The organism is Nonomuraea sp. NPDC001699, from assembly GCF_053596455.1.
Window position 1 is genome coordinate 245178 of sequence record NZ_JBSFGF010000008.1, and the last position, 15901, is coordinate 261078.

Consider the following 15901-nt stretch of genomic DNA (forward strand, 5'->3'; position numbering starts at 1 on the left):
CGGGAGATCCCTCATTCCGCCGTGGCGGCGTCCCCCATGAGGGCCAGCTCGATCCGCGAGCGCAGGTTCAGCTTGCGCAGGACGGCGCTGAGATGCCGCTCCACCGTCTTGGCCGACAGGAACAGCTCCTGCGCGATCTCCTTGTTGGTCAGCCCGGAGGCGGCCAGCCGCGCGACGTCCCGCTCGCGGGGTGACAGGGCGTCGCCGTAGCCGCGGGTGCCGCCCCGGTGCCTGGCGGGCAGCGACAGGCCGCGCTCGCGCGCCAGGCGAGCCGCGCGGTCCAGGTCCCAGCGGGCGCCGAGCGCCTCGTAGGTCTCGATGGCCCGCCTGAGCTGCTCATCGGTCCCGGCCTGCTCCCTGGCCTGGGCCGCCTCGTACGGGCACTGGATGGCCTCGTAGAGCTCGGCCGCGGCGGTGAGGTGACCGCCGGAGGGGTCGAGGACGCCGCGGGCGTGACGCAGCGCGGCGGGAGCAAGCGGCGCGTGCAGGCCCGCCATCGCCCGTTCGGAGCGGTTCACCAGGTCCGCGGCCTCCGCGGCACGCCCGGCCGCCACCATCGCCTCAACCAGGGCGGGCACGGTCCGCACCTCCGAGGGCCCCAGGCCGCGCTCGAACCACGACTCGATCAGCGGCAGGACCTCCGCCACCGCCCGGTCCGGCTCGCCGCGCGCGACGGCCTGGCGCAGCAGCGCGGTGATCAGCAGCGTCGTCTCGTCCATGATGCCCGGGACCTCGGTCATCACCTGGCGGATGCCGAACTCGGCGCCGGCCGCGTCGGTGCGGGCCAGCGCCAGGCAGGCGGTCACGGTCGCCGCCGCGTACCTGTCCTTGGGCCGCTCGCTGAGCCGCTCGGCCAGCATGGCCGTCTCGGTGGTCAGTCCGTCCCAGGAACCCGCGCAGTAGTCGGCCACCGCCAGCGCGGAACGGCACCGGTCGATCATGTCCCCGCCGCTCACCTCGGCCAGGGGGGCCGCGCCCTCCAGGGCCACCCGTAGTATCGTCTGCGCCTGGACGTGGTCGCCGACGAAGGCCAGCGCCGAGCCGATCGAGTAGTAGGCGTTGACCTTCGCCCGGTGCCAGGACCGGTGCCCGAGGCTCCCGCGCACCTCCTCGATCAGCTCGGCCCAGCGCGGGTCGCCCACCAGCACCATGCTGCTGGTGATCTTGCCGAGCACGAAGATCTGCAGGGGCGCGTTCTTGACCGCGGGCAGGACGGCCAGCGTCCTGTCCATCCAGTGCCGGTCGGCGGTTCTGGCGTCCCGCCCCATGCTCAGGACGGTCATTATCCGCACCGCCAGCTCGGGCTGGGCCTCGATGTCCAGGTCCGCCACGGCGGAGGTCAGCGCCTCGAACCAGGGGCCGGGCTCCTGTCCTGTCGCATCCTTCAGATAGAGCAACAGCAGGGTCAGCTCGGCGCGCAGCACCGGCGAGGGGCCCTGGTCCAATGCCAGGGCCAGCAGGTCGATGACGTCGGGAATGTGCAGCAGCCCCTCGGCCGCCCAGCCGAGCTTGACCGTCAGCCGCCCGCGGTGCTCCGCCTCCAGCGGAGCGTGCCGCAGGACCGCCTCCAGGATCCTGACCACCTCGGCGTCGTCGCCCAGCCGCAGCGCCTGGTCGGCGGCTCGTTCGGCGGCCTCCACCCAGGCCGCCATGTGCCCGGCGCGCCGGTGGTGGTGGGCCAGTTGCCCCAGCGGCACCGACGACATCGCCTCCACCGCGGCGGCGGCCCTGGCGTGCAGGTCGCGCCGCCTGGCCGCCGGAATGTCCTCGTACACCGCCTGCGCCGCCAGCACGTGCCGGAACGCCGCCGTCTCACCGCGCGCGGTCAGCAGGCCGTGCTCCACCGCCTCGTCCAGCCCGTCCAGCGCGCTCTCATACGGCAGGCGGGCGGTGGCCGCCAGCACCTCGACCGGCATCGGCTCCTGCAGCACCGAGGCCGCCCTGACCACTGCCTCGGCCTGCGGCGACAGGCGGCCCACCCGCTCCAGCACCGGGTCGCGCACGCCCGCCGGCACGTCGAGCCTGGCGATGGTCCTGCGCGCCCACTCCCCGCCCCGGTGCATGAGCGTCCCGCGCTGGCGCAGCAGCGCCACCAGCTCCTGCACCGCCAGCGGGACGCCGGAGGCCCGCTCGCACAGGTGCTCGGCGAAGTCGAGCGAGATCTCCTCGGTGTCCAGGATCGCCGCCGCCAGCGCCCTGGTCTGCGCCACGTCCATGGGCGCCAGCCGTACGCGGGCATGGGCGACGGCGCGCGGCAGGCGGGCCGTCACCGCACGCAGGTCGGCGGAGGCCTCATCGCCGCGGTAGGTCAGGACCACGGCCAGGTCCCGGGGCGGGTCGGACAGCAGGTAGCCGAGGAACTCCACGGTATGCTCGTCGGCCCAGTGCAAGTCCTCCACGACCAGCACGGCCTGGCCCAGCGCGCGCAGGAGCTCACTCAGGCCGCGGAACACCCGGTGGCGCTCGCCCGCGCGGTCGTCCAGGGGCTCGGGGGGCTCCGGCAGGCGTTCGGCCAGCTCAGGCAGGAGCGGGCGCAGCGCGCCCGCGACCGCTGACAGCCCGGTCAGGTCATCGGGCACCTCGCGCAGCGCCTCGACGATCGGGCCGAGGGGGAACGGCTCCCTGATCCTGGCGCAGCCGCCGGTCAGGATGCGGAGACCGGTCCGGGACAGCTCGGCCACCAGGCGGGTCTTGCCGATGCCCGCCTCGCCCTCGACCACGGCGACCGCTGGGGTGTTGGAGACGGTCTCGGTCAGATGGGCCAGCTCACCGGCGCGGCCGACGAGTGTCGGCGAGATCATCAGCCGCTCATGGATCACGTCTGTTCCCTGCTCGACCCAATGCCTAGATCACACAAATACCACAAAATCCCCTTTCCGGCCCGTCCCTTTCTCGGACTTCTGCCAGGTTGGCCACCGGCATCGTGGGCCGGCGGACCATCGTGACGTCCGTCCGCTCAGCCGGGGTCGGCGCAGAGTTGGGAGGTCAAGGCGGTGCGGGCCCACTCTTCCCACGTGTCCGGTGACCAGTCGCGGTCGCGGACGAAGATCAGGTAGAGCTGCGGGCTGAGCAGGCCGAACAGCAGGTCCGCCGCCATCTCGACGGAGAGGCCGGGACGGGCGTCGGGCTTGCGGGCCAGGGCTTCGGCCGCTGCGTACTGGACGGTGTAACGCGGGTCGGGGCCGTCCGGCCACTGTGCGGCGATCTCAGGGTCGGTGGCCGCGGCAGCCGCGATCAGCGGCATGATCGGGGCGACCCGGCCCAGGATCTCGCGGGTGCCGTGGACGTGCGCGCGCAATTGCCCGGCTGCGGTGGGCTCGGCGCACGCGGCGCGAAACCACTCACGATCCATGGTGGCGACCGGCTCGCTGTCCCCGGCGATGGATGTGTCGACGACGTCCTTGAACAGCGTGCGCTTGTTGCGGAAGACGAAGTAGACCGTCTGGACGGCCACGCCCGCCCGGTCCGCGACCTCCTGCAGGTTCGTCGCCCCGTAACCCTGCGCGACGAACAGCTCGCGAGCCGCCTCGACGATCTTCTCACGGGTGCGGCGTGAGCGCTCGGCTCGCTTGTCCGGCCGTTTGACTTGGTCCATATTGCGAGTATATCTCTAGATAATGTCACTAGAGTTCAGCTCTAGATTCTTGGAGGAGACGATGGACCAGCTCAACGCCGCCCAGACGCCGGAACCGGACCGGGCCCCAACGCGTCGAGACCACGAGGAGGAGTCCGTTCGCCGCGCGCTGGAGGGCTTCTACCGCGCCGGCAAGGCGCCGTGGGACACCGGCGTGACGCCACCCGAACTGGTCGCCCTGGTGGAGGGGCACGAGGCGCTGCCGCCCGGCCGCGTCCTCGAACTCGGCTGCGGTACGGGGACCAACGCCATCTACCTCGCGCGGCACGGCTGGGATGTGGCGGCCGTCGACCTGATCGACCGCGCCGTCGACCAGGCCAGGGAGAAGGCTGCGCAGGCGGGGGTGGCGGTACGGCTGCTGCACGGAGACGCCACCCGCCTCGACGAGTTGGACGTGCCGGGCCCCTTCGACCTGTTCTTCGACCTGAGCTGTTATTGCGGGGTCCCGCTGCACCGCCGCGACGCCTACGTCGCCGGGCTCACCGACCGTGCCGCTCCCGGAGCACGGTTGCTGATGTTCGGGTACGGCCCCGAGCCGCTCGGCAGTCCGATGCCCGAGGTCAAGTCGTGGGCGGCGGGCGTCACAGCCGACGAGCTCCGCGCCAGGTTCGCCGGCTGGGAACTACTCGACGTCACGCCGGGCACCAACTCGGTGCCGACCTTCTGGTTCACGCTGCGCCGCGACGCCTGACAATCTCCGGCCGCGGGTTTCTACAGGTCTGTGGCAGATCTCAGGCCGCCCGAGCAAGTCGAGCTCGGGCGGCTCCGGCGGCTGAATCCCGATTTATCTGAACGGCGAATCCGCGCTGTTCAACCGGCTCGAACACCCTCGCCGAACACCGCGGTGCCCTCGGGCGCCACAAGAACGTGGAGATCACCATGACAACCGACACCGTGACCCTGCGACCAGTCGGCCGGGTGGTGGGCGGCCGAAGTGAGATGGTCGAAGACGACTGGCACGACGTTCGAGCCGTGATCCGGCTGGACGGTGAGACCTTCACCGCCTCGGCGGTGCTCGGCCTGGAGGGCTTCTCCCACCTGGAGGTCGTCTTCCTCTTCGATCGGATCGACCCGGCCAAGGTACGCACCGATCCCCATCCCCCACGAGGGAACCCGAGCGCGGCCCCTGTAGGGATCTTCGCCCACCGGGGGTCATACCGTCCCAACCGTCTTGGTGTCTCCCGCTGCCGACTCCTCGCCGTGGACGGCCTGAACGTGCACGTCGCCGATCTGGACGCGCTGTCAGGCACCCCCATCCTGGATATCAAGCCGTACCTGATCGAGTTCGCTCCCCGCCATCCGGTCACCCAACCGGCCTGGGCCACCGAGCTCATGAGCTCCTACTACTGAGGCTCCGGCCGGCGGGCCCCCGCCGGTATCGTCCAATGAAGAGAGCTATGACATGAACGTAGTTCGGCTTGGTCGGGGTGATGAAGTCCATCCGGCCCAAGGAGAAGCTGCGCCCCGCGATGCCTTGGGTGGATGCGCCCACTCGGCATGGATGCTCCAGGGCGGAGGCCGTCACGTCCTGGACGCGGTCTTCCAGCGGCGCGACACAGCGTCAGCCCGCTTGTGGCCCATCTCATCGATCTCCAGCAGCCACCTCGCCGTCATAGATCCGCAGCCGAGGTTGGCCCTCTCGTGCGGAGCGTGCGCTGCAGCATCTCGCACAGGCCGGGCGTACCGCCCTGAACTCTGGGCCACGCCACCTGGCAGGGGGTGGTGGCGCCTGCCGCCGAACCCGCTGAGCCGCGACTACAACAGCCCACGGCCCCTTCCTGGCGTGTTCCGGCCGTTCCCGTTGCACGCGGATGTTCGGAAACCGGCGACGAGTAGCGCCGCGAACCATGAACCGTCGTCGATCGTTGTCCGGGTGTTGCCGATTCCAAGGGGAGCGCGATGGAGCAAGTATTCGAGTACCTGCCCCTTCTGTTCGTGGCGTTCGGCGCCGTGGTCGTGCTGGTGTCGGTCAGGGGGATCGTGCACGGCAGGCGGTTCGTCCGCGGGGCGCGGCGGGTGCCGGGCGTGGTCACCGACGTGGCCACCACGTTCACGGGACGCGGCGAGCATCTGAGGGCGCACCGGCGTCCGGTGCTGACCTTCACGACCGCCGAAGGGCGGGAGGTGACCAGCGAGTCCTGGACCGAGTCGCAGCTGGGCGTCGGCAGGGAGACCGACGTCCTCTACGACCCGCAGGACCCGACGAAGGCCGCGCCCGCCGGTGACGTCGGCGTCGGCGGTGGTTACGGCGGCATCGTCATCGGGCTCATCGCCGCCGCCATCGGCTTGGCCCTCTTCGTCGCCATCTCAGGGCATTTCACCCCGTCCGACGGCCCAGAGAACGGCTGCCGGATCGAGCACGCCGACGGCACCTCCGAGCCCGTCGACTGCCCTCCGGGCGTGGACGTCGGCTGACACGTCCCGCCGCTCCCGAACAACGGGAACAGCGAGGACCCCCGCGGTGGTCATCTTGGGCACGCCCATCGACCGTCTCGTGAAAGGGCCGTGGTTCACGATCGCGGGTCGATCAGCGGGCGGCGTAAGCCCGGATGACGGTCCAGCCGGATCCGACCGGGACGATGGGCACAGGCAGCCAGCTCTCCCCGTCATCTCCAGCCTGAGCGACGCCACCTGGGCCTGCGGTGCACCGGGTCACGCTCCCCCCGGACGGGCCCCCTGGTCACCGTGCCGGTACGGGCACGGTTGAAGGCGTCCAGATCCGCCGGTGCGTAGCGGACGGCGAGCAGCGGCAGCGGCTTGGCCTCAGGCGTCCGCTCGGAGGGGAACGTCCAGGCCGTCTCCACGCTCGACGACAGCACCGAGTGCGGGACCTGCCTGCGCATCGACAGCCGCCGATCAGATTGACCAGGTGCTCGTCGTGGGGGTGGCGGGTGACCTGCGCCCAGCCGGGTAGAAGGCTTAGACGTACGGGTTGAGGAAGGTGAACCGTGTCGAGTTGATCGGCAGCGCTTCCCCGGGCCGTGACATCGGCGAGTACAGGGCGATGGCCAGGATGTCGAAGCGGTGGTCGCCATCAGCGCGGGCACCCTGCTCATCGACTCCAGCACCCGGCGGACCGGCACCCAGGCTGCCCGCTGAACGACGCAAGACCCTTTCCGCACACGGGCGCCGGCCCGGAGTCGCTGGCTACTCCGCATGGCCGAGGAACTGCGCACCGGCGACGTGGCCGTGCTCGGCTCGAACGAGTACGCCGACCGGGGCGCCCAGCTGACCGCGGCCGCTCACCTGAACGTCAGCGTAGATCCCGGCTCGCCCAGCCCAGTGCGGCGAGCACGGGCGGCAGCATGGCCAGCCACCCGTGGTGCACGATCTCCCAGTTCTCCTCGTCCGGATAGAGCCACGGCCAGTACGGTCCCCGCAGAACCAGGCTCACCAAGACGATCACCAGCAGACCGCCCATGCCCGCGAGGGCGGCCGCCTTCCCCTGGTGCATGCGCCCGGCCACCGACGCCGACAGCAGGCCGATCGCGATGCACACCGCTGCCTCCACCGCCATCCCCGCCACCTTGAGCTGTCCGCCCTCGGGCAGCCGGGCCACGGCGATGGCGCACGCGATCCCCCAGAACAGACCCGCGAAAAGGCCCCCGAAGCCGCAGCGCAGCCACTGGCGGAGCCAGCGGGGCACCGGGGCCGCGCCCGTGCTCGCGGTCATCTCGTCGATCACGGCGAATCCAGCGGCGGCGCCCAGCATCACCCCCATCATCCTGAGCAGGGAGAAAGCGGTCCCGACGCCTAACGCGGAACCGGCCTCGATCACCGAGACCATGACCGCGGCGAGCATCCCGGTGACTGCGAGAGGAATCCAGTCGATCGCCCGCGCGATCGGTCTGATGAGCTGGATCACGAGCATGGCTGCCCCTTCAACGGCTCAGCGGGGTACTCGGGGCGCAGGCCCAGCAGCGGAAGCGCCTGCTCGACCGTCGTGCCGGGCTTCAGCAGTGTGTCCCAGTGCGTCCAGATCCGTTGCCGGGCGTCGGGCGTGGCGAGCAGCTTGCGGGCGTACCCCAGCTCGGCCGCGCCATACCGGACCATGCCCAGGGGGGACTGCACCGAGCTGAAGAGGGAGGAGCCGAGCTGGATCTCCCGGTCCTCGGGCGGAGCCGGCGCAACGGCTTGGCCGAGCAGCCAAAGACCCACCAGTGCCCTGCTCTGGCCCCGTAGGTCGCAACCTGTCCTCGGCGGTCGCAGTCCCAGCACGGAGCGAATGACCTGGGAGGCGAGCACGGCCCGGTAGGTGTCCTCGGCTCCGGCGCGTCCCCACATCATATAGGTGCTGATGGACTCCCCCTCGTCGCTGTCCGCGCTGAGCCAGCTGTCGGTGAATTGCCGGACGGCCGGCAGCCGGTCACGCTCCGCCGGGGGCAGCGCCTGCGCCACCGGGTTCACCGCCGACACCCACGACGGAATCCAGGCGACGTAGTCATGGAAGGCGCAGTAGGTGATGGCGCCGTGCTTCTCGCACTGCCGCGCGTCCCGCGCGAAGTACCGTTCCCGGACCTGGGCGTCCATGCCGTCGAGGAACGCGGCCGGATCTCCCTGCATGGTCTCGAACCGGTGGTTGATCTCCTCGCCGGGAGCGGCGGCGGTCGCGGCCGCCCCCGTGGGCACCACAACCGCCACGGCGGCCAGGGCCGCGACCAGGCGCACCGGCCTGGCCCCATGCCACAGCAGGGCCAGGGCGGCGAAAAGAGCGACGGAGGCGAGGAGATAGACGGCGTGCAACGCCGATGGGCGCTGCGGCCAGTCGGGCCCGTGGAAGAGCACGACGGGCAGAAACCAGCCCCCGTAACCGCTCTGCTGACTGTTCAGCCAGGTGAAAGCACCGATCAGGAAGGCCGTCACGGGAACCGCGACCAGCCAGGGAGCCCACCTGCCGAGCAGCGCGCCGAGGGCCGCGGCGAAGGGCACGGCCAGCACCCCGCCCAGCGCCTCGTAGGGGTCGAACACGCCCGCCACCGGACCCATCGCGAAACGCGCCGGCAAGTAGACGACCATCACCAGCAGCGCGACCCCGGCTCCGACCGTCACGGCAGCCGAAATCGCGGCTTTGGTCCGCTCCGCGGCGTGGCCGGACAGCGCTCCGAGCGTCTCCGGCATGCCGCCTCGCATGTCCCGGGACGTCGCGAGGTTGGCTGCGAGCAGCATGGCCGCCGCCAGGAGCAGCATCGCACCCGACGTGCTCGCCGGATCGACACTCAGGTCGGGCAGCCACTGCCAGGTCGCGACGAACCGCAGCCCCAGGCAGAGCGCGGCGGCACCCCAAGGGACGGGGCTGCGCAGCAGCCTGATGACCTCGAACAGGAACAACGATCGGAAAATCATGTCGCCGCCCCGACCGGTTCGCCGAGCAGAAGCAGATAACCGTCCTCGACGGCCGGCGCGGCAGGGGCCGCACCCCGCGGGCCGGCTCCCAGCGTCCGGTAGCGGCCGTCCGCGGTCCGCCAGAACAGGCGAGAGTCGTGGGGAGGCGCATCGGAGATCCACACCTGGCCGGAGGCGACGGTGGCGAGCTCACCGGGGGTGCCCTGGAACACCACGCGCCCCCGGTTCATCACGATCACGCGCTCGCACAGAGCGGCGACGTCCTCGGTCTGGTGGGTGGACAGCAGCACGGTACGGCCTTCTCCGAGCCGGGAGACCAGCGCCCGGAACCGCATGCGCTGCTCGGGGTCCAAGCCGACCGTGGGCTCGTCGAGGATGAGCAGGTCGGGCTCGCCGAGCAGCGTCTGGGCCAGGGCCAGTCGCTGTTTCATGCCACCGGACAGCTTGCGCACCTTCGTCCTGGCGCGGTCGGTGAGGTCGACCTCGGCAAGGACCCGGCGCACCTCCCGGTGGCGTTCACGCCGGTCCGTCAGCTCTTTCAGAATCGCCACGTAGTCGACCAGTTCGAACAGCGTGAAGTGAGGGTAGAAGCCCGGTTCCTGCGGGAGATAGCCCAGGCGGCGGCGCAGGGCGGTCCGCTGTTCCCGATCCGCGGGGTCCAGGCCCAGAGCGCGCACCTGGCCGCCGTCGGGGGCCAGCGTGGTCGCCAGGCTCCGCAGCAGGGTGGTCTTGCCGGCGCCGTTGGGGCCGAGCAGTCCTGTCACTCCCCGGCCGAACTCCAGGTCGAGGCCGTCGAGAACGACGGCCCGGCCGTATTTCTTGGTCAGGCCGCGAACGGTCACGGTCGGGTCCATTTGGGCTCTCCTGAGTCGAAGCGGGCACGCCGCAGGTAGATGAGAGGGATGAGGATCAGTGCGGCCGCGCCGTACAGGGCCTGGGCCGCCGGCGAGAAGGGCGCCAGCGCGTCACCGGTGAGCCTGGCGGAGGCCACCACGGCGCCGAACCAGATGGCGGTCAGCGCGGCAGCCGAGATCAGCGGCGGGAATCGGGTCGACATGGCCAGGGTGGCCGCGGTGAGTGCGAGAGCGGGCAGCAGCCACGCCGCCGTCAGCCCCGGCGGGCCGGGCAGCAGCGGCGTCGCCATCCCCGTCAGCACGATCGCGGTCACCAGCACCGCGACGGCGCGCAACAACAGGGCTCTGGCACCTCCCATGGGAGTGGCGGCCTGCATCTCGTGGACGGGATCGACCCGGGGCCCGTAGGCGACGGCGATGCCCGCCAGCGGCAGCACGGGCGCGATCACGAGGAAGGGCACCAGTGCGTCGAAGGCGGGCTGAGGATCACGGCTGACCAGGTGGGCGGCGGCCACGGCGAAAGCCGTCACCGCAGTGACCGCGACCAGCCACCCCCTGGCAAGAGCAGGGGTCGCCGCGAGAAACGTGGCCACGTGCTCGGGGACGCCGACCCGGCACAGGAGCCGTGCCACCGGCCGCGGCCGGGGCCGGTCCACCAGGTCCTCGATCCTCGCCCAGCTCACGGCGAGCCACTCCCGCTCGTACGGCACCGCCGCACGGCAGCGTTCACACCGGGCGAGGTGGCTCTCCGCCGACATCACCTGGACCGGTTCGAGATGGCCGCTCACGTAGCACTCGATCAGCTCCTCGGGCAGGTGCCATTGCGCGTTCATGCGAGATACCCCCTGAGCTGAGCCTTGGCCCGCATGACGCGGGTCTTCACGGTTCCCTCGGGGATGCCGAGGAGTTGGGCGGCCTCACGCACCGTGATGCCGTCGAGCACGGTGGCCTGGATGGCCGCGCGCAGGTCCGGCGACAGCCTGGCCAGCGCGGCGCCCAGGTCGCCGTGCTCCACGCCGACCAAGACCGCGTCCTCGGCCGACTCGGTGATCAGCTCTGCGGAGATCGGGCGGCCTGATCGGCGGCCTCCCGTCGCGAGAGAGCCGTCAAGTGCGGCGACGGGCGGGGCGGCGCCGCTCCGGCGCAGCGCGGAGATCAGTCTGCGGATCGCGATGGTCCAGATCCACGCCGCCGCCTCACCGTCCTGCGCCCGGTAGCGATGCGCGTCGCGCCAGACGGCGACGAAGGTGTCCTGGATCGCGTCGTCCACCAGGTCCGCGTCGGAGCACCGGCGGGCCAGCCGTACTCGCAGCCAGGGCGCGTGCCGCTGGTGCAGGATTCTCAGCGCCTCCACCCGCTCGGCGGCAACGGCCGCCAGCAGCTCCGCATCGTTACTGTCGGGACCGACCGGGGGCGGTTCCCGGTGGCGTTTGAGGAATCTGCGCACATTCCGATCTATCGCAAGATCTGCCGGGTCCGGTTCCGTGGTGGCAGATATATCTCAACTTCGGGAGTCACCCGCCATCGGTCGCAGAAGCGCCGGCCGGACTCGTGGTCCGCGCCATGCGCCTCGATGTCGTCCCGCTCTTTGAGGCGCCAGCACTGTGAGTGATCCATGGTGTACGCGTTCGCGCAGTCCGGCGCTGGACGCCGGCAGGACGAGCGTGGCCACGGTGCTGTCCCTGTGCTCGGGCGGCGACGTCAGGGCAGGCCGAGGTAGTCGGTGACCAGGGCGACGAGCAGGCCGTTCTTGCTGCCGAACAGCGAGTAGACGGCGCCGGTGGTCATCTCGGCCTGCTCGGCGATCTCCTCCAGCCTGGCCCGGTGGCCGTCGCGGGCGACGATCAGGCGCGCGGCGGCCAGCAGGGCCCGCCGGTCTCGCGCCTGGGACCCGCTGACCCTCTCCTCGACGGCTGACCAAGAAAGAGCGCAACCATGGACATCACCACCGCGATCGCGTCCGAACGCCGGGAGCTGGCCACGATGCTGGACAGCCTGCCCCCCGCCCAGTGGGACGCACCGACCTTGTGCGCCGGATGGCGCGTACGAGAGGTCGCGGCTCACATGTCGATGGGGTTCCGCTTTTCGCTGCCCAGGATGGTGCTCGAAGTAGTCAAGGCACGGGGTGACATCAACCGGATGGCAGACCGGCGGGCCCGCCAGGACGCGGCCGCCCTGTCCACGGCCGAGCTGGTCAGGGCGATCCGCGACAACGCGGACCATCCCTGGAAACCGCCGGTCGGCGGCATCGCGGCCGCCCTGGGCCACGATGTGATCCACGGCCTGGACATCACCGTCGCCCTCGGCATCGACCGCCGTGTGCCGGAAGACCGCGTGCGCCTCCTCCTGAAGCACGTCACCCCCCGGAGCCTCAGATTCTTCGGAGCCGATCTCGACGGCGTCGAACTGCGCGCCGACGACCTCGACTGGTCTTTCGGGACCGGCACTCCCCTGACCGGCTCCGCCCAGGACCTCCTGCTGGTCACCTACGGCCGCAAGCTCCCACCGGGACACCTCCACGGCACGGCACGGGATCGGTACATCACCACCTGAACCGAACGGCCCGATGGATCGGCGTCCTGGGTTCGGGGCCGTCGGAACGTGCGGGCGGGGTGATCTATCGGGGGTGATGCGGATGGTTGCCGGCTGAGGAGGCCGAGGCCGACCAGGTTGTCCTGGTTCGTCAGCCGCCGGGGAAGCCGGGCGCCGAGATGCTGCCGCCCCACGGTGGCAGCCGGTAGTCGCCGAGCTTCCGGATCTTGCCGGTGGTCACGTCGATGGCGTAGGCCGTGTCGCCCAGGTCCGGCGACCGGCCGGAGTCCGGATCGTGTTCGGCGCTGCCCAAGGCCAGGACCTCACGCTCGTTGAGCCAGTTTCCGAGCCGGTAAGGACGCAGCCGCCGCGGCGGGTCGAGCTTGACCTCGGACTTGACCTTGCCGCTCGCCCAGTCCACGGTGACGACCTTGTCGTACGGTTCGCCGTTCGTCATGCTCTCCCCCTGCGCCGTCGGGCCGGTCAGCATGGCCACGGTCGCGCCGTCCGGGCCGACGGCTCCCGTCAGCGCCCAGGTCTTCGGCTCGGCGAAGACCGTCACCTTGCCGTCCGAGAGCACGCCGAACCGGGCGCGCTCATGCTCCACGACCGTGGGTACGCCCTCGTCGGCGGGATTGAGGAAGAACCAGCCCTTGGGCGCCTCCTCGACGACCCGCCCGCTCTCGACGTCCACGATGACCTGGGGAATGCCGCTCAGGCTCAGTCCGAGCCGGCGCCCGTCCGGCGAGAAGGTGATCAGTCCGCCGCCCTTGACCATGGCCTTGCGCCGGACGACCTGCGGGATCTCCCAGACCTGGCCGGTGTCGAGCTCGCGGACGGTGAAGCGTTCGCGGTCGGGGGCGTAGTAGGCGATGCGGCGTCCGTCGCGGGAGATCGCCAGCGGGGCGGCGGTGTTCATGTAGTTCTTCTTGGTCTGGTCGGTGTAGACGCTCAGTGCATCGGCGACCCGGTACCGGGTTCCGTCCTGCAGGACCACCTTCCACTGCAGGCACGTCTCGTCGGCCACCGGCGCGTTGTCCTCGCCGGGCTTCCACGTGTCCTGGCAGAAGTCGTAGTAGGCGTAGCGCACCGGCCCCACCCCGGACGCGGGCAGGACGGCGCGGACGGGGACGAGGTCCTCCGGCGACGGCGTGGGCCGCGCGGGGATGCCGTGGAAGGTCGCACCGGACGAGGGCGTACCGCTCGTGACGGTGCCGACGCCGGCGGGCCCGCCGGGATTGATGAGAACAGTGACGGCCAGCGTCAGTGCGGCGACGGCCGCGGTCGCGGAGCCGCTGATCAGAGCCGTTCGCGTACGCCGGGCGCCCCGCAGCGCGACCTCGGCGAGATCGACGTCGGGTGCTTGTCGGGCGATCGAGTCGAGCTCGTCACGGAACCTCGTCATCGCGGCACCTCCACCGGATCGACTTCGGACAACAGATCGGCCAGTTCGGGCGCGAGGACGCGCAGACGGCCCAAGGCGTAGTGGGTCTGGCTCTTGACCGTGCCGGGTGAGCAGCCCAGCGCGTCGGCGGTCTCCTCGACGCTGAGGTCCTCGTAGAAACGCAGCACGAGGACGGCGCGCTGCCGCGGAGTCAGCCGGAGGAGCACCTGTTGCAGGACCATCCGGTGCAGCCCGGCGGACTCCGGATCGTAGGCCGGTTCCGGCGGTCTGCTGGTCAGGATGTCCGAGCGTCTGCGCCGCAGCCAGGACACGTGCTCATTGACCAAGGCCCGCCGGGCATATGCCTCCGGATTGCCGTCCTTGGCCAGCTTGGGCCAGTGTCTGGCGATCCGGGTCAGCACGGTCTGCAGGAGGTCCTCAGCCCGGTGCGCGTCCCCCGTGAGCAGGTACGCGGTGCGCATCAACGCCTGCTGACGGGCGCTGACGAACTCCCGGAATCCTTCATATCTGTCCATACGACTCCTTCCGCCCTAATGAACGCCGGACGTCGGAAGCCGGTTGGAGGAAACCCACGCCCGGGCCCGATGGAAGAACCGCGGACAGTCAGATGGCCGGCTTCAGGTATCCGGCGGCGACCAGCCCCGCGAAGGCGACGTCGGTGTCGGTCAGCTGCCCGCTGAGCACGTGCTGGACGAACGCGCCGACCGGCATCAGCACGGTCTCGATGAACTCGGCGTCGTCCAGACTCGGCTCGGCGACTTTCCGGCAACCGCGGGCCAGGACCGCGTGGCGGCGATGTGAGGCGTACGACGACAGGAAGGTCTGCATGACCACTTCGAGGGTCGCAGCTTCGTAGCCGGTCTCCTCCAGCAGTTCCCGAGCGGCCGCGACCTCGACCGGCTCGTCTCCGTCAGCGTTTCCGCCCGGCAGCTCCAGCAGCACCCGTCCAGGCCCCGGCCGGCTCGTCCAGCTCGCCCATCCGCGTCCACTCGCCGGCCCTGGCATCACCCACACGCCCAAGCCTATGGATCATCAGGCCCTCGGCGAGGACACATCGCCTAAGACGACGTGCTCCGACGTGCCGGCCCAACGCTGAGCAGCGGCTCGGCCGTTCGTTTCGGCCTCGTCTCCGGAGATCAACCTTTCGGCCGAGGACGTCCTGGACTCGCGGCCGATGCCGGCGCCGATCCGAAACCACAAGATCAACCCCAATGACACACCACACCCCCTCCCCCGCGCGAAGAAGGCCCGCAATCGTGGCCGCCGTCGCGGGAGCTCATGGTCTCCCTGTGGTATCCGACGGCGGCGCACACCGGCCGGCGCGCGCCTTACGTCACGCCCAAGGAGTCGGAGCTGCTCCTGAAAGGCTCTGGGATCAAGGAACTGGAGACCATCCCGCCGGACGGGCTGAGCTGGACGCGTACGAACGCCTTCACCGACGCCGAGCCCTCGGGACGCCGGCGCAGCCTCCCGCTGGTGGTGCTGTCGCCCGGCTTCACCTGGCCTCGCAGTTCGCTGACGGGCCTGGCCGAGGACCTGGCGAGCAGGGGGTACGTGGTGGCCGGCATCGACCACACCTACGAGAACTGGGGCCGCCGTCCCGGAGACCATGTCGAAGGATTCCCGGGTGCGCGCTGGGATCAACTTGGACGGCAGCCTGTTCCTCCCGATCCGCGACAGCGGACTGGCGCGACCTTTCATGCTGATGGGCGCCCCCTCGAACGACGGCACCTGGAAACGCGACTGGGAACGCCTGACCGGATGGAAGCGCCGGCTGGTGGTGAATGGGGCGCTGCACCCGTCCTTCACCGACTACGACATGCTGCTCCAGCAGCTCGGCGTGAGCCTCGGCAGCGGCCTGAAGGCAACCCGCTCCGTCGACATCACCCGCGAGTACGTCACCGCCTTCTTCGACCTGCACCTGCGCGGCAGGCCGCAGTCCCTCCTGGACAAGCCCTCCCAGCGCTACCCCGAGGTGCGATTCTGCACACCGTCGGCCAAAAACTGCTGAGGTGAACGCCGGTCCACCCTGAGAGGGCGGACGTCCCGGGCGCAGTGGGCCAGAGCCGTGAAGCGGTCGGGGTCGGCGCCGAGCACCGCGACGCGGAACAGCTCCCGAGCTCTTCTGGGGTG

General features: G+C 70.7%; 18 protein-coding genes. 5 read left to right on the top strand and 13 right to left on the bottom strand.

Going from position 1 to position 15901, the window contains the following annotated elements; translation table 11 throughout:
• Positions 1–11: 11 nt before the first annotated feature.
• Together ACWCSU_RS25455 and ACWCSU_RS25460 are read right to left on the bottom strand one after the other, a co-directional pair.
• Complete coding sequence (locus ACWCSU_RS25455) at positions 12–2819, bottom strand: ATP-binding protein (protein WP_449938032.1); 2808 nt, start codon at positions 2817–2819, stop codon at positions 12–14.
• 137 nt (positions 2820–2956) lie between these two features.
• On the bottom strand, positions 2957–3595 hold the full coding sequence (locus ACWCSU_RS25460) for a TetR/AcrR family transcriptional regulator (RefSeq protein ID WP_357708351.1): 639 nt from the start codon (positions 3593–3595) through the stop codon (positions 2957–2959).
• Between the two features lie 61 nt (positions 3596–3656).
• On the opposite strand from ACWCSU_RS25460, the gene ACWCSU_RS25465 reads away from it, so the two are divergent.
• From ACWCSU_RS25465 to ACWCSU_RS25475, 3 genes are all read left to right on the top strand, one after another.
• The gene (locus tag ACWCSU_RS25465; protein WP_449938033.1) at positions 3657–4325 is read left to right on the top strand and encodes a class I SAM-dependent methyltransferase; all 669 of its coding nucleotides are present in this window, start codon (positions 3657–3659) and stop codon (positions 4323–4325) included.
• 188 nt (positions 4326–4513) lie between these two features.
• Positions 4514–4984 carry an SAM-dependent methyltransferase gene (locus ACWCSU_RS25470; RefSeq protein WP_449938034.1) on the top strand — a complete coding sequence of 157 codons (471 nt, stop codon included), beginning with the start codon at positions 4514–4516 and terminating at the stop codon, positions 4982–4984.
• A 549-nt stretch (positions 4985–5533) separates the two neighbouring features.
• Complete coding sequence (locus tag ACWCSU_RS25475) at positions 5534–6049, top strand: DUF3592 domain-containing protein (RefSeq protein WP_449938035.1); 516 nt, start codon at positions 5534–5536, stop codon at positions 6047–6049.
• Between the two features lie 191 nt (positions 6050–6240).
• Here ACWCSU_RS25475 and ACWCSU_RS25480 read toward each other — a convergent pair whose 3' ends face one another.
• The 7 genes from ACWCSU_RS25480 to ACWCSU_RS25510 form a co-directional block, all read right to left on the bottom strand.
• Positions 6241–6477 carry a hypothetical protein gene (locus ACWCSU_RS25480; RefSeq protein ID WP_449938037.1) on the bottom strand — a complete coding sequence of 79 codons (237 nt, stop codon included), beginning with the start codon at positions 6475–6477 and terminating at the stop codon, positions 6241–6243.
• A 410-nt stretch (positions 6478–6887) separates the two neighbouring features.
• Positions 6888–7505: a hypothetical protein gene (locus ACWCSU_RS25485; RefSeq protein WP_449938038.1), complete on the bottom strand. Its 618-nt coding sequence runs from the start codon at positions 7503–7505 to the stop codon at positions 6888–6890.
• On the bottom strand, positions 7496–8977 hold the full coding sequence (locus ACWCSU_RS25490; RefSeq protein ID WP_449938039.1) for a hypothetical protein: 1482 nt from the start codon (positions 8975–8977) through the stop codon (positions 7496–7498). Before ACWCSU_RS25490 ends, ACWCSU_RS25485 begins: the two co-directional genes overlap by 10 nt.
• A complete protein-coding gene (locus tag ACWCSU_RS25495) occupies positions 8974–9831 on the bottom strand; it encodes an ATP-binding cassette domain-containing protein (RefSeq protein WP_449938041.1) in 858 nt (285 codons plus the stop codon). The genes ACWCSU_RS25490 and ACWCSU_RS25495 overlap by 4 nt, the downstream gene beginning before the upstream one ends.
• Positions 9816–10664, bottom strand: a complete 849-nt coding sequence (locus ACWCSU_RS25500) for a zf-HC2 domain-containing protein (protein WP_449938042.1) — start codon at positions 10662–10664, stop codon at positions 9816–9818. The genes ACWCSU_RS25495 and ACWCSU_RS25500 overlap by 16 nt, the downstream gene beginning before the upstream one ends.
• On the bottom strand, positions 10661–11278 hold the full coding sequence (locus ACWCSU_RS25505; protein ID WP_449938044.1) for an RNA polymerase sigma factor: 618 nt from the start codon (positions 11276–11278) through the stop codon (positions 10661–10663). Before ACWCSU_RS25505 ends, ACWCSU_RS25500 begins: the two co-directional genes overlap by 4 nt.
• Positions 11279–11532: 254 nt before the next feature.
• Positions 11533–11895, bottom strand: a complete 363-nt coding sequence (locus ACWCSU_RS25510) for a TetR/AcrR family transcriptional regulator (RefSeq protein ID WP_449938045.1) — start codon at positions 11893–11895, stop codon at positions 11533–11535.
• Between ACWCSU_RS25510 and ACWCSU_RS25515 the strand changes: the two genes are divergently transcribed.
• Positions 11815–12384 (top strand): maleylpyruvate isomerase family mycothiol-dependent enzyme, encoded by a 570-nt coding sequence (locus ACWCSU_RS25515; protein WP_449938048.1) that lies wholly within the window; start codon positions 11815–11817, stop codon positions 12382–12384. The genes ACWCSU_RS25510 and ACWCSU_RS25515 overlap by 81 nt on opposite strands.
• 130 nt (positions 12385–12514) lie before the next feature.
• Here ACWCSU_RS25515 and ACWCSU_RS25520 read toward each other — a convergent pair whose 3' ends face one another.
• The 4 genes from ACWCSU_RS25520 to ACWCSU_RS25535 all read right to left on the bottom strand — a co-directional run bounded on the left by ACWCSU_RS25520 (position 12515) and on the right by ACWCSU_RS25535 (position 15336).
• A complete protein-coding gene (locus tag ACWCSU_RS25520; RefSeq protein ID WP_449938050.1) occupies positions 12515–13768 on the bottom strand; it encodes a hypothetical protein in 1254 nt (417 codons plus the stop codon).
• On the bottom strand, positions 13765–14283 hold the full coding sequence (locus ACWCSU_RS25525; RefSeq protein ID WP_364101359.1) for a SigE family RNA polymerase sigma factor: 519 nt from the start codon (positions 14281–14283) through the stop codon (positions 13765–13767). Before ACWCSU_RS25525 ends, ACWCSU_RS25520 begins: the two co-directional genes overlap by 4 nt.
• 88 nt (positions 14284–14371) lie before the next feature.
• The gene (locus ACWCSU_RS25530) at positions 14372–14773 is read right to left on the bottom strand and encodes an NUDIX hydrolase (protein WP_449938380.1); all 402 of its coding nucleotides are present in this window, start codon (positions 14771–14773) and stop codon (positions 14372–14374) included.
• A 323-nt stretch (positions 14774–15096) separates the two neighbouring features.
• Positions 15097–15336, bottom strand: a complete 240-nt coding sequence (locus tag ACWCSU_RS25535; RefSeq protein WP_449938051.1) for a hypothetical protein — start codon at positions 15334–15336, stop codon at positions 15097–15099.
• A 59-nt stretch (positions 15337–15395) separates the two neighbouring features.
• On the opposite strand from ACWCSU_RS25535, the gene ACWCSU_RS25540 reads away from it, so the two are divergent.
• Positions 15396–15779, top strand: coding sequence for a hypothetical protein (locus ACWCSU_RS25540; protein WP_449938053.1), 384 nt, complete (start codon positions 15396–15398; stop codon positions 15777–15779).
• Positions 15780–15901 lie beyond the last annotated feature (122 nt).